Raw genomic sequence first — 14556 nt, 5'->3', positions numbered from 1 at the left:
TCGCGCTATTGGACCCTTTATGGGAACCATTGTCTCCCTAGCATCCTTGCCATGAGAAACGCAGTCGCCGACGCAGCCACGCCCCCCAGGCTCGCCGCGGTCAACGGGAACGGAGTCGCCGGCGCGGCGACCGCCATGTTCGTCGTCGGGACGCTGGCGGGCGTGTCGGGCCTGATCAAGGACTACCCGCTGTACGGCGGGCAACTGGTGCGCTACCTGGTGGCCTCGGCCATCCTGCTCGCCGTCACCCGGGCGCTCGGCCTGCGCTTCGTCCGGCTGACCTGGCGCGAAGGCCTGCTGCTCGGTGGGCTGGCGCTGCTCGGCCTGGCCCTGTTCAACGTCTGCGTGGTCGAGTCGGCCCGCGCCTCCGGCCCCGCCCTGGTCGGGACCGTGCTCGGCACCGTCCCGCTGGGCCTGGCGCTGCTCGAGGGGCGGCCCGCGCCACGGCTGCTGGCCGGGGCGGCCGTGGTGGTGGCGGGCGCGACGCTGGCCACCGGCCTCGGCAGCGGCAACCTGACCGGCCTGCTGTGGGCGCTCGGCGCCTGGATCGGGGAGATCAGCTTCTCCATGCTGGCCATCCCGCTGCTGCCGAAGCTGGGCGCGATCCGGGTGTCGGCGTACTCGACGGCGCTGGCCGTGCCGATGCTGGCGGCCATCGGGCTGGCGCAGGAGGGCCCGGGCATGTTCAGGGTGCCGACGGCCGCCGAGTCGCTCGGCTTCGGCTACCTGGCGGTCGTGGTCACGGTGGTGGCCTTCTTCCTCTGGTACTCCTCGCTGCCCAGGCTCGGCCCCGGGCGCGCGGGCCTGTTCGCCGGGCTCATCCCGGTGGGGGCGATCGTCACCGGCCTGGTGCTCGGCGTCGCCACGCCGTCCGCGTACGACCTGCTGGGCGCGGCCCTGGTGATCGCGGGCATCCTGGTCGGCCTGAGCGCGTCCCGTGCCCGCAGGCCACTCGGAGGCGGGAGGGGGCGGCGGGACGCGTAACCTCTAGGAGACCGAAAGGATGGACATGGGCGAGTTCGACTACAGCGACCTTCTTCCACTGGGAGCCGACGACACGGAGTATCGGCTGATCACGACGGAGGGGGTGCGGCGGGTCGAAGCAGCGGGGAGGACGTTCCTCGAGGTCGAGCCCGAGGCGTTGCGGCTGCTCACCGAGACGGCGATCCACGACATCTCCCACTTCCTGCGCTCCTCGCACCTCGCCCAGCTGCGCAAGATCGTCGATGACCCCGAGTCCAGCGGCAACGACCGTTTCGTCGCCCTCGACCTGCTCAAGAACGCCTCGATCTCGGCCGGCGGCGTGCTGCCCATGTGCCAGGACACCGGCACCGCGATCGTCATGGGCAAGCGCGGCCGGCACGTCCTGACCGACGGCCGCGACGCCGAGCACGTCTCGCGCGGCGTCTACGACGCCTACACCAGGCTGAACCTGCGCTACTCCCAGATGGCCCCGCTGACCATGTGGGAGGAGAAGAACACGGGCTCCAACCTGCCCGCCCAGATCGAGCTCTACGCCGAGGACCCGCACGGCCACCCCGACGAGTACAAGCTGCTGTTCATGGCCAAGGGCGGCGGTTCGGCCAACAAGTCGTTCCTGTACCAGGAGACCAAGGCCGTGCTGAACGAGAAGCGGATGCTGGCCTTCCTGGAGGAGAAGATCCGCTCGCTCGGCACCGCCGCCTGCCCGCCGTACCACCTGGCGGTCGTCGTGGGCGGCACGTCCGCCGAGTACGCGCTGAAGACGGCCAAGTACGCCAGCGCCCGCTACCTCGACTCGATCCCCACGTCCGGCTCGGCGTCCGCGCACGGGTTCCGCGACCTGGAGATGGAGGCCAAGGTGTTCGAGCTGACGCAGAAGCTCGGCATCGGGGCGCAGTTCGGGGGCAAGTACTTCTGCCACGACGTGCGGGTCATCCGGCTGCCCCGGCACGGCGCGTCCTGCCCGGTGGCGATCGCCGTGTCGTGCTCGGCCGACCGTCAGGCGCTGGCCAAGATCACGCCGGAGGGCATCTTCCTGGAGAAGCTGGAGACGGACCCGGCGCGTTTCCTCCCGGAGACGACCGACGCCCACCTGTCGGATGACGTCATCCAGGTGGACCTCAACCGTCCCATGCCGGAGATCCTCGCCCAGTTGACGAAATATCCGGTCAAGACGCGGCTCTCCCTGAGCGGCCCGCTGGTCGTCGCCCGCGACATCGCGCACGCGAAGATCGCCGAGCTGCTCGACAACGGCGGCGAGATGCCTCAGTACCTGAAGGACCACCCGGTCTACTACGCGGGCCCCGCCAAGACGCCCGAGGGCTACGCGTCGGGCTCCTTCGGCCCCACCACGGCGGGCCGCATGGACTCCTACGTCGAACGCTTCCAGGCGGCGGGCGGCTCGATGGTCATGCTCGCCAAGGGCAACCGGTCGAAGCAGGTGACGCAGGCGTGCCAGCAGTACGGCGGCTTCTACCTGGGGAGCATCGGCGGCCCCGGCGCGCGGCTGGCGCAGGACTGCATCAAGAAGGTGGAGTTGCTGGAGTACCCGGAACTCGGCATGGAGGCGGTGTGGAAGATCGAGGTCGAGGACTTCCCCGCGTTCATCGTCGTCGACGACAAGGGCGACGACTTCTTCACCGACCGCACGGGCCCGGTGCTCTCTGTCGGCCGTAGGTAGACGGGCTCCCGGAGGGTGCCGGGTGGGCGATCACGTCGCCCGGCACCGGCCGGTACCCGTCGGCCGGCGACGGCCTCGTGCTCAGGCGGCCACCGGCGCCCGGTGCGGCGCGACGACGGAGCCGTCGGGCAGCAGCAGGCCGGTGTCCTCGAACAGCACGATGCCGTTGCAGAGGAGGCTCCACCCCTGGTCGGGGTGGGACGAGATCACGTGCGACGCCTCACGGTCGGCGGAGTAGGCGGTCGGACAGGTGGGGGTGTGACTACACATCGCGCACCTCGCAGATGACGCTGGATTCCTAGAAGGGCAGCTTTCGCCCTGACGGCGTGCGGAGATCCAGAGTGGCCCCTGTCGGCTTCTGCGGCCGGCGGCGAACCTGTGTCTGGCGCATCTCATCACGTCCCTCAACGAAGTCTCGGCGGTCTTCGGTTCCTGTGACGCTTGTCCCCATTCTGACGCCCGCTACTGACGCTTTGGCGGCTTCCCTGGGGGGCGGTTGATTTTCCTTACTCACCACCTTGCCTCCGCAGCCTTACCAGGTCCTTACAACTTGCTGACGAAATCCACGGATCCGTTTGTCAGCGACCTTGCCGCGCACCGCGTATCCGCCCCGACCTGCGGTTCGGCGATCTTCCCTGCCCCCTGAACGGCGTCCGCGCGGGCGGCCGTCGCCACCCGCGCGGACCCGGGACCTTACTGACAACCCCAGACTGCCCTGTCGTGGACCTAGGTCGCAAGGCTGATGCAGTTGCGAACTTGTTGCAATAGTGTCGAGGTCGCAGAGATCGACGAGGAGGACACCATGGGGAAGTACACCCTTCCTGACATGCCCTACGACTACGCCGCCCTTGAGCCCGCCATCACCGGCGAGATCCTGGAGCTGCACCACGCCAAGCACCACGCCGCCTACGTCAAGGGCGCCAACGACACCCTGGACCGGCTCGCCGAGGCCCGCGACGGAGGCGACTTCGGCAACCTCGTGGGGCTGGAGAAGACGTTCGCGTTCAACCTGTCGGGCCACGTGCTGCACTCGATCTTCTGGGAGAACCTCTCACCCGACGGCGGCGACCGGCCCGACGGAGCGCTGAGGGACGCCATCGACGAGCACTTCGGCACGTTCGAGGCGTTCCAGCGGCAGCTCACCACGGCCACGGCGTCGGTGCAGGGCTCCGGCTGGGGCGTGCTGGCCTGGGAGCCGCTGAGCCGCAGGCTCGTCGTCGAGCAGGTCTACGACCACCACGGCAACATCGGCATGAACACCACTCCCCTGCTCGTATTCGACGCCTGGGAGCACGCCTACTACTTGCAGTACCGTAACGTGCGCCCGGACTATGTCGAGAAGCTGTGGGGCTTGGTCAACTGGACCGATGTGGCCAGGCGCTTTGCTGACGTGACGAGTCAGACGGGTTGACTTAAGTTCGCAACATTTTATCGGCCCCGCCTCTACTGGTCGGTTTACACAAATAGGTAAGCTGCCAGGCATGCGTGCGCCTTCCGGTTACCTACTCGCCGCGCGCTACCGGCTTTTGGAACCGGTTGGACGCGGCGGCATGGGCACCGTTTGGCGGGCGCACGACGAGCTGCTCGACCGCGACGTCGCGGTCAAGGAGGTACGGCTGCCCGCCGTCCTCGACGAGGAGCTGCGCGCCGAGCTGTGCCACCGGACCGAGCGCGAGGGCCGGGCCACCGCGATGGTCGCGCACCCCTCGGTCATCACGGTGTTCGACGTGGTCACCGAGGACGACCGGCCGTGGATCGTGATGGAGCTGCTCCAGGCCAGGTCCCTGGAGCAGCTCATCCAGGAGGGCGGCCCGCTGCACCCACGCAAGGCCGCCGAGATCGGGCGGCAGATCCTCGGGGCGCTGCGCGCCGTCCACGCCAAGGGGATCCTGCACCGCGACGTGAAGCCCAGCAACGTGCTGGTGACAGAGGACCGCGCGGTGCTCACCGACTTCGGGCTGGCCGCGCTGGAGGGCGACGTCTCGATCACGCAGGCGGGCATCGTGCTCGGCTCGGCCGGGTACATCGCGCCCGAGCGGGTCCTCGGCGCGAAGGCCAGCCCCGCGGCCGACCTGTGGTCGTTGGGCGCGACCCTCTACACCGCCGTGGAGGGGCGGGGCCTGCACGGGCGGCGCACGGCGGCCGCCGCGCTGGCCGCCCTGACGAGCGGCGAGCCGATCCCGATGACCAAGGCGGGCCCGCTCGCGCCGGTGCTCGACGCGCTGCTGCGCATCGACCCGCAGACACGGCTCGACTCCGTCCGCGCCTCGCTGCTGCTCGCGCGGGTGGCGGCGGGTGGTTCCGCCGAGGAGCCGCTGACGCCGCGCAAGCCTGGGCGGACGGCACCGGCGATCACGACGCCGTCGTTCGCCCGCAGGCCGTCGCACCGGGGCCTGCACCGGGCCGAGAGCACCACGGCGACGATGGCGGTGCCCCCGCCCCGGCAGGAACGCAGGCCGGGCGAGGGCGTCCACAGGAAGCGGGTCGAACCCAGGCCAACCCCGTCCACTTACGCCCGTTTCAAGGCGACGGTGATAAAGTTGTGCCTTCCGCGAAGGTTCTGGCCCAAGGACCTTCGCAAGCGAGGGTAAAGCACTTCCCAACCGAGAATCGATATCGTCGTCTCATGCCGGAACAGCAGAAACGCCTGCTCGCGGATCGCTACGAGCTGATCGCACCGCTCGGTCGGGGGACCATGGGCACCGTGTGGCGCGCCCGCGACCGCGCCCTGGGGCGCGAGGTAGCGGTCAAGGAAATCCGCCAGGACCCTGGCCTGACCGAAGAGCAGCGCGGCGAACTGCGGGAACGCATGGTCCGCGAGGGGCGCCTCGCCGCACGGATCAGCCATCCGGCCGTCGCCGCCATTCACGACGTGATCATCCAGAACAACAGCCCGTGGATCATCATGGAGCTGGTCGAGGCCCGCTCGCTGGAGCAGGTCATCGACGAGGAGGGGCCGCTGCCGCCCCGGCTGGTCGCGGAGATCGGCGTGGACCTGCTCGGCGCGTTGCGCGCGGCGCACGCGGCGGGCATCACGCACCGCGACGTGAAGCCGGGCAACGTGCTGATCACCGAGAGCGGGCGTGTGGTGCTGACCGACTTCGGCATCGCCAAGGCCGAGGGCGACTCCAGGCTCACCAAGACCGGCATGGTCATCGGGTCCCCCGGGTACACGGCGCCCGAGCGGGCCAGGGGCGAGTACACCGGGCCCGAGTCCGACGTCTGGTCGCTGGGCGCGACGCTGTACTTCGCCGTCGAGGGGCGTCCCGCGTACGAGCGGGCCACGATCGCCGAGACGCTGGCGGCGCTGCTGAGCGAGAACGCCGACCCGCCCACCCAGGCCGGCCAGCTGCGGCCGGTCCTGACCGGGCTGCTGAACAAGGACTACCGGCAACGGCTGGGCGCCGCCCAGGCCGAGACCATGCTGCGGATGGTCGCCGACACGCCCACGAGCGAGATGCCGGTGATCAACGTCGAGGCATCCAACAAGCAGGAGCCACCCGTGCCCAACGCGAAGGACGCGGCGCCCGGCGTCCCGTCCTCCCCCGTCTCCAAGGGCGGTCCCGCCGCCACCGGCCCGATGAGGGGCGCGCCGGGCTCCCGGCCACCCGCGGCAGGACCTCAGGGTGGCGTGCCCCGCGCCGGGGCGTTCGGCTCGGCCCCGTCGAGCGGGGTTCCCGCCGGGGCGTTCGGCCCTGCCCAGGGGGGCGTGTCCCCCGCCGGGGCGTTCGACCCTGGAGCCGCTCCCCAGCCGTATGACCCCGAGCAGACGATCACCGTGGCGCGTCCCAAAACGCCCATCCCGAAGGGGATGGCGCAGCGCGGCGCGCCGCCCCAGCCGGCGCCCCCGCAGGCAAGGCCGCCCCAGCCGCCGCCTCAGCAGCGGACGGGCGACGAGGGGGCCGTCACCACCAGGCGTGTGCCGCTGCCGCAGAACGGGTCGCCGGGCCAGCAGGTCTACCCGCTGCCCGCGCCGCCGATGTCGCCTCCCATGCCGCAGCCGATGATGCCCGACCTGCCCGTCCCGAAGGGCCTGGGAACCGACCTGTTCGCCATCGCCGGGCAGCCGGAGCAGCGTGACGGCGGCAACCGCAACGGCATGCTCGTGCTCATGGGCGTGGCGGCGGGCGCGGCCGTGGTGATCGCCATCCTGATCGTGGCGATCATTTCCGGCTGATCCACAAGGTGTGGGCCAGACTGGGAGGCATGAGCGAGTTCAGAATCGAGCATGACTCGATGGGCGAGGTCCGCGTCCCTGCCGGGGCCAGGTGGCGTGCTCAGACCCAGCGGGCCGTGGAGAACTTCCCGATCTCAGGACGGCCGCTGGAACCGTCGCACATCGCCGCGCTCGGGCTGATCAAGGCGGTAGCCGCGGAGGTCAACGCGGAGCTCGGCGTGATCGACAAGGACATGGCCGAGGCGATCGCGCAGGCCGCCGCGGACGTCGCCGACAACGAGCACGACGCGGACTTCCCGATCGACGTCTTCCAGACCGGCTCGGGCACCTCGTCGAACATGAACGCCAACGAGGTGATCGCGACACTGGCCCAGGAGCGGCTGGGCCGTCCCGTGCACCCGAACGACCACGTGAACGCGTCACAGTCGTCCAACGACGTCTTCCCGACCTCGATTCACGTGGCCGCGGCGACGGAGGTGGCCTACCACCTGCTGCCCTCTCTGGAACACCTGGCGGCGACGCTGCGGGCCAAGGCGATCCAGTTCGACGGGGTGGTGAAGTCCGGGCGGACCCACCTGATGGACGCCACCCCGGTGACGCTCGGCCAGGAGTTCGGCGGGTACGCCTCGCAGGTGGAGCACGGCGCGGTACGCGTGAAGTCGGCGCTGGGGCACGTGCTTGAGCTGCCGCTGGGCGGCACCGCGGTGGGCACCGGCATCAACACGCCGCCCGGGTTCGCGGAGAAGGCGATCGCGAAGCTGCGGGAGGCGACCGGCATCTCCTTCCGCGAGGCGCTGGACCACTTCGAGGCGCAGGGCGCCCAGGACTCCATCGTCGAGCTGTCGGGCCAGCTCAAGGTGGTGGCCGTCTCGCTCAACAAGATCGCCAACGACCTCCGCTGGATGGGCTCGGGCCCCCGCGCGGGGCTCGGCGAGATCAACCTGCCCGATCTGCAGCCCGGCTCGTCCATCATGCCCGGCAAGGTCAACCCGGTGATCCCCGAGGCCACGGCGATGGTGGCGGCGCAGGTCATCGGCAACGACGCGGCCATCACGTTCGCGGGGGCCTCGGGCAGCTTCGAGTTGAACGTGCAGCTCCCGGTGATCGCGCGCAACATCCTGGAGTCGATCCGGCTGCTGGCGAACGTCTCACGGCTGCTCGCGGACCGGTGCGTGTCGGGCATCACGGCGAACGTGGAGCGGCTGCGGGAGTACGCCGAGTCGTCGCCGTCGATCGTCACGCCGCTGAACAGGTACCTCGGCTACGAGGAGGCGGCCGAGGTGGCGAAGCAGGCGCTGAAGGAGCGCAGGACGATCCGCGAGGTGGTCGTCGAGCGCGGGCACGTGGCCTCGGGCAAGGTCACGGAAGCCCAGCTCGACGACCTCCTCGACGTGATGTCGATGACGCGGCCCCGGCAGTCGCGGGACTAGGCGGCGCGCTGGGTGGCGAGGCTCCAGCGGTCCAGGAGGGCGGCCGCGGCTCCGGAGTCGACGGCGTCGGCGGCGCGCTTGCGGGCGTCCGCCAGGGCGGCGGTGAGCTCGGCCGGGGGCGGGGCGCCGTCAGCGGACACCAGGGCGGCCGCCGCGTTCAGCAGGACGATCTCGCGCACCGGGCCCGGCCTGCCCGCCAGCATGGCGCGGGCCACCTCGGCGTTGTGCCGGGCGTCGCCGCCCCTGAGAGCCTCGACGGTGGCCGGGGGAATGGACAGGTCGGCCGGGTCGAACCGAGTCCGGGTGGCCCTTCCCCGGCGCACCACCCAGACCGTCGAGGGGCCCGTGGTGGTCAGTTCGTCCAGGCCGTCGTCGCCGTGGAAGACCAGGGACGAGCCGCCGCGTTCGGCGAGGACGCCGGCGATCACCTCGGCCATGCGCGGGTGGAAGGTGCCCACCGCCTGCGCCGCCGGTAGCGCGGGGTTGGTGAGCGGCCCGAGGAAGTTGAAGACCGTGGGGACCCCGAGTTCGCGGCGCGGCCTCGACGTCCGTTTGAACGCTGGGTGGAAGGTGGGGGCGAACAGGAACGTGATCCCCGCCTCCTCGGCCACCCGCGCCACGCCCGCCGCGGACAGGTCGATCCGGACGCCGAGCTCCTCCAGGACGTCCGCCGCGCCCGCCGACGAGGACGCCGACCTTCCACCGTGCTTGACCACCTTGGCCCCGGCCGCCGCCGCGACGATGGCCGCCATGGTCGAGACGTTGACCGTGTTCGCGCGGTCGCCGCCCGTGCCGACGAGGTCCACTGGGTCGCCGGGGATCCGGATCGCCGCCGACCGGGCGAGCATGCCGTCGGCGAGCCCGGCCACCTCCGCCACGGTCTCGCCCTTGGCCCGCAGGGCGACGGCGAAGGCGGCGATCTGGGCGTCGCTCGCCGCGCCGGACATGATCTCCCCCATGGCCCAGGAGGCCTGGTGGGAGGTGAGCGATGCGCCGTCGAGGAGCGTGCTGAGCAGTGCTGGCCAGGTTGTCACGTGGCGCCCTTTCGTCTGAGGTGCTCGACTTTGTCTGAGATGCCCGACGGGACGCCCGGAAATGCCAACGGCCGCCTCGTCGAGGCGGCCGGGATGCGCGTGCGCCGGTGAGACCGCCTAGGAGGCGGGCCACCACGAGTACGCGAACGCGTTCATGGGCCAACCGTAGCAGGCGCCTGAGCAGACCGACCCCGGGTGGGCCATCCGGCGAAGACCACATAGGACGGCGAAGATCTATGTCGCCCACACCCATGCGTCCATGCCTCGCGACCGCCTAGGGTCGGAGCATGGCGAAGGAGCTGACTGGGCGGACTGCGCTGGTGACGGGGGCCGGGGGCGGGATCGGGGCCGCGTGCGCGAGACGGCTGGCCGCCGACGGGGCGAAGGTGCTGGTAGTGGACCGGAGGGCGGAGCCGGCCGAGAAGGTGGCCGCCGAGATCGGCGGGCTGCCCGTGGTGGCCGATCTGGGCGAGCCGGGCTTCCTGGAGCGGCTGCCTGACGGGCCGGTGGACATCGTGGTGAACAACGCCGGGTTCCAGCACGTGGCGCCGGTCGAGGAGTTCCCGCCCGAGGTGTTCTCCGCCATGCTCAGGGTCATGGTCGAGGCGCCGTTCCTGATCGCCCGGCACGTCCTGCCGGGGATGTACGGCAGAGGCTGGGGCCGGATCGTCAACATCTCGTCGGTGCACGGGCTGCGGGCTTCGCCGTACAAGTCGGCCTACACGACGGCCAAGCACGCGCTGGAGGGCCTGTCCAAGGTGCTGGCGCTCGAAGGGGCGGCGCACGGCGTGACGTCCACCTGCGTGTGCCCCGCCTACGTCCGGACCGAGCTGGTGGAGGGGCAGATCGCCGACCAGGCCAAGGTGCACGGCATCCCGCCCGAGCAGGTGGTCGAGGACATCATGCTGGAACCCGCGGCCGTCAAGCGGCTGATCGAGCCGGAGGAGGTGGCCGAGCTGGTCGCCTATCTGTGCGGGCCGAGCGGGTCGTTCATCACCGGCGTGTCGCTGCCCGTAGACGGCGGCTGGACGGCGCGCTAGTGGTGCGAGGGAGCGCAGCGACCAGAGCGACGGGGGAAGGCGGCGGCATCCGGCGACCGAGCCCGCCTCACGGAGTGAGGCCATGAGCAGGCGCTTCCTGGAACTGCTCGCCCGGGAGGCCTCGGCGGTGGAGTTCGAGGGGCCGATCATCCAGGCCAGGGCCGAGGGCGCCGACCCCGCGACGATCGAGGAGCTGGAGAAGGCCAAGGTCGAGGCGCTGCAGGTGCGGGCGCTGCTGAAACGCAGGGCCAGGCGCGAGGCCGAGCTGTCGGCGCTGTACGACACGGCCGGCGACCTGTCGGCGCTGCGCGACCTCGACGCGGTGCTGGAGGCGATCGTGCACCGCGCCAGGCAGCTGCTGGCGACCGACACCGCCTACCTCACCCTGCACGACCCCGCCAGGGGCGACACCTACATGCAGGTCACCGACGGCTCGATCTCGGCCAAGTTCCGGACGCTGAGGCTGGCCATGGGGGCGGGGCTGGGCGGGCTGGTGGCGCAGACGGCGACACCGTACTCGACGGCCGACTACTTCGCCGACGCCCGCTTCCGGCACAAGAGCCACATCGACGAGGCCGTCGAGGAGGAGGGCCTGGTCGCGATCCTGGGCGTGCCGCTGCGGCTGGGCCAGCGGGTGATCGGCGTGCTGTTCGCGGCGAACCGCAGCGCCAGGCCGTTCCACCAGGAGGAGGTGTCGCTGCTGGCCAGCCTGGCGGCGCACGCGTCGGTCGCGATCGACAACGCCAGGCTGCTCCAGGAGACGAGGAACGCGCTGGAGGAGCTGTCGGCCGCGCACCGCACCGCCAGGGAGCACGGCGACGCCGTCGAACGGGCCGCGCTCGCCCACGACAGGATGACCTCGCTGGTGCTGCGCGGCGGCGGCATCGAGGACGTGGCCGCCGTGGTGACCGACGTGCTCGGCGGCTCGCTGGCCGTCCTCGACGACCTGGGCAGGCCGATCAACGGGCCGCTCGGCGGCAGCGTGGGCGAGCTGGACGCGGGCGTGTTCGAGGCCGCCCAGGCGTCGCGGGCGCTCGGCCGCACCGTACGCAGGGCGGACCTGCTGATCGCGTCCGTGGACGTCGGCGGGGAGCCGCTGTGCACGCTGATCCTGCGCAGCGACGACGCCGACGAGCGCATCCTGGAGCGCGCCGCGCTGGTGTGCGCGCTGCTGCTGCTGTTCCGCAGGAGCGTCGCGGAGGCGGAGGGCCGGGTGCGCGGCGAGCTGCTCGACGACCTGATCTCCCGGCCCGGCTCGCCGGGGCTGGCCGACCGGGCGCGCAGGCTGGGCGTCGACCTGTCCGCGCCGCACATCGTGGTGGTGGTCAGGCACGACGGGCAGCGCGAGCGCGCCGCTTTCTGGGCCTCCTCCCAGGCCGCGCTCCGCCACGGGCTCGCCGCCGCCAGGGCCGGCGAGGTGGTTCTGCTGCTGCCGGGGCAGGACGCGGGCGCCGCGGCTCGCCGCGTGGCCGCCGACCTGACCGCGTCCCTGCACAGCCCCGCCACGGCGGGCGCGTCGAGGGCGTCGGGGAACGGCACCGCAGGGGTCGGGACCGCCTACCTGGAGGCTCGGCGCTGCGCCGAGGCGCTCAACGCGCTGGGCCGCGTGGGAGACGGCGCGAGCGCGTCCGAGCTGGGCTTCGTCGGCCTGCTGATCGGCGACGGACGGGACGTGACGGGCTTCGTCACCTCGGTGCTCGGCCCGGTGATCGACTACGACGCGCGCAGGGGCACGGCGCTGGCCGGCACCCTCGCGGCCTACTTCGGCTCGGGCGCTTCGCCCTCGCGGACCGCCGAGGCCATGCACATCCACGTCAACACCGTCACCCAGCGCCTCGACCGCGTCGGCAAGCTGCTCGGCGACGGCTGGCAGGAGCCGGAGCGGGCCCTGGAGATCCAGCTCGCCCTCCGGCTGCACCGGCTCGGCCACACATCCACCTGACAGACTGTGGGCTCCGGCCCCATATGAGTGACGCCGGTCACTCCCTAGCGTGACCGGCATGGCCACTTCCATCAAGAAGATCGTCGCCGCGAGCCTGATCGGCACCACCATCGAGTGGTACGACTTCTTCCTGTACGGCTCGGCAGCCGCCCTGGTGTTCAACAAGCTCTTCTTCCCCGACGCCGACCCGCTCACCGGGACGCTGCTGGCGTTCCTCACCTACGCCGTCGGATTCATCGCCCGCCCGCTCGGCGGCCTGGTCTTCGGCCACTTCGGCGACCGGCTCGGCCGCAAGACACTGCTGGTCGTCAGCCTGCTGACGATGGGCGCGGCCACCTTCCTCATCGGCTGCCTGCCCACCTACGCGGGCGTCGGCGCGGCGGCCCCGCTGCTGCTGACCACGCTCCGGCTGGTGCAGGGCTTCGCGCTCGGCGGCGAGTGGGGCGGCGCGGTGCTGATCGTCTCCGAGCACGGCGAGGCGAGGCGGCGCGGCTTCTGGGCCTCCTGGCCGCAGGCGGGCGCGCCCGGCGGCAACCTGCTGGCCACCGGCGTGCTGGCGGCGCTGGCCGCATGGCAGTCGGACGAGGCGTTCCTCGCCTGGGGCTGGCGGGTCCCGTTCCTGCTGTCGGGCGTGCTGGTGCTGATCGGCCTGTGGATCCGGCTGTCGATCACCGAGTCGCCGGTGTTCCAGCAGGCCGAGCCGGTGGAGACCGCGCCGATCGTGGGCGTGCTGCGCCACCACTGGCGGGACGTGATCACCGCGATCGGTGCCAGGCTGGCGGAGAACATCTCCTTCTACCTGCTCACGGTCTTCGTCATCACCTACGCCAAGACCAACAAGCTCGACAACTCCACCGTGCTCAACGCCGTGCTCATCGCCTCGGCCATCCACTTCGCGACGATCCCGATGTGGGGCGCGCTGTCGGACCGGATCGGCCGCCGCCCGATCTACCTGGCGGGCGCCGCCGGGATCGGGCTGTGGATCTTCGCGTTCTTCCCGCTGGTCGACACCGGCAACTTCCTGGCCATCACGCTCGCCATCACCGTGGGCCTGCTCTTCCACGGCATGATGTACGGCCCGCAGGCGGCCTTCTTCTCCGAGCTGTTCGGGACGAGGATGCGCTACACCGGGGTGTCGATCGGCGCCCAGCTGTCGGCGATCGTGGCGGGAGCCCTCGCCCCGATCATCGCGGTGGCCCTGCTCAAGAGCTACTCCAGCAGCCTGCCGATCTCCGTCTACCTCGGTCTGGCGGCCGTGCTCACCCTCGTCGCGGTCTTCGCCGCCAGGGAGACCCAGGGCCGCGACCTTGCTGAGAGGATCCACGCGTGAACGTCACCACCCCCCGGCTCACGCAGCACGTCATGACCGTCGAGGGCAGGAGCGGCGAGGCCGTCCTGTTCGTGCACGGCAACGTCTCGTCCGCCGCCTTCTGGCGTGACAGCATGGCCGCCCTCCCGCAGGGCTGCCGGCCGCTCGCAGTGGACCTGCGCGGGTTCGGCGGCACCGACCCCGCGCCCGTCGACGCCTCGCGCGGGCTGCGCGATTTCTCCGACGACGTGCTGGAGCTGGTGGACGCGCTGGAGCTGGACGGCGTCCACCTGGTCGGGTGGAGCCTGGGCGGCGGCGTCGTGCTGCAGATGCTGCGCGACCGCCCCGCGGCCGTCAGGTCCGTCACCCTGGTCAACCCCATCTCGCCGTACGGGTTCGGCGGGACCGAGGGCGCCGACGGCCGCCTCACGCACCCCGACGGGACGGGCGCGGGCGCGGGCGCCGCCAACCCCGACTTCGTGGCCCGGCTGAGCGCGGGCGACGTCTCCGCCGAAGCGCCGACCTCCCCGCTGTCGGTCTTCCGCAGCTCCTACGTCAAGAACCCCGTCCCCGACGAGGGCTTCTACGTCCGGTCGATGCTCACCACGCACGTCGGCGAGGCCAACTACCCCGGCGACGCCGCGGGGTCGGCCGAGTGGCCCGGCGTGTCGCCCGGCAAGCGCGGCGTGCTGAACGCCATCGCCCCGACCAACTTCCGGCTGGACGACCTGCACGAGATCGACCCCAAGCCGCCGATCCTGTGGATCAGGGGCGCCGACGACGTGATCGTCTCCGACACCTCCCTGTTCGACCTGGCCCACCTGGGCGCGCTCGGCGTGGTGGCCGGTTGGCCCGGCCCCACCGCCCCCCCCAAGGTGAGCCCCACCACGGCCGGCCATGAGCGGTTCGGCCGCGACCCTGAGGGCGGGGGAGGCGAGGGGGGCCCCAGCCCACACCAAGAC

Annotated in this window: 12 protein-coding genes; 10 read left to right on the top strand and 2 right to left on the bottom strand. The window is 71.5% G+C overall.

Going from position 1 to position 14556, the window contains the following annotated elements:
* Nucleotides 1–51 precede the first annotated feature (51 nt).
* Both ABZ297_RS29160 and ABZ297_RS29155 read left to right on the top strand, forming a co-directional pair.
* Nucleotides 52–984 carry a DMT family transporter gene (locus ABZ297_RS29160; protein ID WP_355352256.1) on the top strand — a complete coding sequence of 311 codons (933 nt, stop codon included), beginning with the start codon at nucleotides 52–54 and terminating at the stop codon, nucleotides 982–984.
* A gap of 25 nt (nucleotides 985–1009) precedes the next feature.
* Nucleotides 1010–2662, top strand: coding sequence for a fumarate hydratase (locus ABZ297_RS29155; protein ID WP_355352328.1), 1653 nt, complete (start codon nucleotides 1010–1012; stop codon nucleotides 2660–2662).
* A gap of 81 nt (nucleotides 2663–2743) precedes the next feature.
* Here ABZ297_RS29155 and ABZ297_RS29150 read toward each other — a convergent pair whose 3' ends face one another.
* Nucleotides 2744–2932, bottom strand: coding sequence for a DUF5999 family protein (locus tag ABZ297_RS29150; RefSeq protein WP_355352253.1), 189 nt, complete (start codon nucleotides 2930–2932; stop codon nucleotides 2744–2746).
* A 532-nt stretch (nucleotides 2933–3464) separates the two neighbouring features.
* Here ABZ297_RS29150 and ABZ297_RS29145 point away from each other — a divergent pair.
* The 4 genes from ABZ297_RS29145 (at nucleotide 3465) to ABZ297_RS29130 (ending at nucleotide 8269) form a co-directional block, all read left to right on the top strand.
* Nucleotides 3465–4073 carry a superoxide dismutase gene (locus tag ABZ297_RS29145; protein WP_350807511.1) on the top strand — a complete coding sequence of 203 codons (609 nt, stop codon included), beginning with the start codon at nucleotides 3465–3467 and terminating at the stop codon, nucleotides 4071–4073.
* A gap of 70 nt (nucleotides 4074–4143) precedes the next feature.
* The gene (locus ABZ297_RS29140) at nucleotides 4144–5253 is read left to right on the top strand and encodes a serine/threonine-protein kinase (protein WP_355352250.1); all 1110 of its coding nucleotides are present in this window, start codon (nucleotides 4144–4146) and stop codon (nucleotides 5251–5253) included.
* Nucleotides 5254–5288: 35 nt separating this feature from the next.
* Nucleotides 5289–6839, top strand: a complete 1551-nt coding sequence (locus ABZ297_RS29135) for a protein kinase (protein ID WP_355352247.1) — start codon at nucleotides 5289–5291, stop codon at nucleotides 6837–6839.
* A 29-nt stretch (nucleotides 6840–6868) separates the two neighbouring features.
* Nucleotides 6869–8269 carry a class II fumarate hydratase gene (locus ABZ297_RS29130; RefSeq protein WP_355352244.1) on the top strand — a complete coding sequence of 467 codons (1401 nt, stop codon included), beginning with the start codon at nucleotides 6869–6871 and terminating at the stop codon, nucleotides 8267–8269.
* On the opposite strand, the gene trpD is transcribed toward ABZ297_RS29130, so the two are convergent.
* Nucleotides 8266–9303, bottom strand: coding sequence for an anthranilate phosphoribosyltransferase (trpD, locus tag ABZ297_RS29125; RefSeq protein WP_355352241.1), 1038 nt, complete (start codon nucleotides 9301–9303; stop codon nucleotides 8266–8268). The two genes, ABZ297_RS29130 and trpD, sit on opposite strands and share 4 nt — an antisense overlap.
* 287 nt (nucleotides 9304–9590) lie before the next feature.
* Between trpD and ABZ297_RS29120 the strand changes: the two genes are divergently transcribed.
* The 4 genes from ABZ297_RS29120 to ABZ297_RS29105 all read left to right on the top strand — a co-directional run.
* The gene (locus ABZ297_RS29120) at nucleotides 9591–10343 is read left to right on the top strand and encodes a 3-hydroxybutyrate dehydrogenase (protein ID WP_355352238.1); all 753 of its coding nucleotides are present in this window, start codon (nucleotides 9591–9593) and stop codon (nucleotides 10341–10343) included.
* Between the two features lie 82 nt (nucleotides 10344–10425).
* Complete coding sequence (locus ABZ297_RS29115; RefSeq protein ID WP_355352235.1) at nucleotides 10426–12285, top strand: GAF domain-containing protein; 1860 nt, start codon at nucleotides 10426–10428, stop codon at nucleotides 12283–12285.
* A gap of 58 nt (nucleotides 12286–12343) precedes the next feature.
* Nucleotides 12344–13615, top strand: coding sequence for an MFS transporter (locus ABZ297_RS29110; protein ID WP_355352232.1), 1272 nt, complete (start codon nucleotides 12344–12346; stop codon nucleotides 13613–13615).
* The coding region (locus tag ABZ297_RS29105; RefSeq protein ID WP_355352229.1) for an alpha/beta hydrolase at nucleotides 13612–14556 on the top strand (945 nt) is incomplete at its 3' end. The genes ABZ297_RS29110 and ABZ297_RS29105, both read left to right, overlap by 4 nt.

It is taken from the genome of Nonomuraea sp. NPDC005983, assembly GCF_040614375.1.
Lineage (GTDB): Bacteria > Actinomycetota > Actinomycetes > Streptosporangiales > Streptosporangiaceae > Nonomuraea.
Note: the sequence above shows the minus strand (reverse complement) of the source record. Positions and strands in the feature narration are given on the sequence as shown.